Raw genomic sequence first — 662 nt, 5'->3', positions numbered from 1 at the left:
GGCTCCACTAATTCAAAAGGTTCTGGATATTGGTTGATAGCATCTATCAGATCATCTTCTATATAATATTCTTCATATGGTTTTGCTGCATTTTGCAATCCAGCAATTATCTGCTCTTTCGTCATAAATCCAACCTTCTCTAAAAATCTGCTTTTCTCTCTGGCGTCATAGCAACAAGGACTATTCCACTAATAAGCTTTTTGCCAAAATCTTACTTATTGTTTCATATTCTTGTCAGCATACAAATATATTTTATCCCAGAAAGCCTCATAATCATTGTTCAGTGCTAGTTTTGAATAACAGCTATCTATCCCATCTTGCGACATGTCACTTTCCAATTCAATCAAAACCTGTGCTTCCGTAGTCACCCCTATATCAGTCAGAGCATCGATAACATTTCTATAACTTTTAAACTCTAAACCATCCATAGCCAGCTCTGTGTCATAATCAATAACGGTTATGATATTCCTGATCCATGTTGGATAATTTGCTAATTCTTCTCTTACTTCTTGATACTCGTAAATGTCCGCCATTTTCTGAACAAAATCTTCACCACTTGTAAATCCTGCCAATGCCTTGTCTATAAAATTCATATATACTTTCCTTCTTCCATAAATTCCAATTCAAACTTAATCCCACACAATTTCCAGACATTGATAATT

At 34.7% G+C, this 662-nt stretch carries 1 protein-coding gene; it reads right to left on the bottom strand.

Features of this window, described 5'->3' with window-relative positions; genetic code table 11:
• Positions 1–215 precede the first annotated feature (215 nt).
• Complete coding sequence (locus tag HMPREF0373_RS06195) at positions 216–593, bottom strand: hypothetical protein (protein ID WP_021738797.1); 378 nt, start codon at positions 591–593, stop codon at positions 216–218.
• Positions 594–662: the final 69 nt, after the last annotated feature.

Source organism: Eubacterium ramulus ATCC 29099 (assembly GCF_000469345.1).
In the GTDB taxonomy this organism is placed as follows: Bacteria; Bacillota; Clostridia; order Lachnospirales; family Lachnospiraceae; genus Eubacterium_I; species Eubacterium_I ramulus.
Note: the sequence above shows the minus strand (reverse complement) of the source record. Positions and strands in the feature narration are given on the sequence as shown.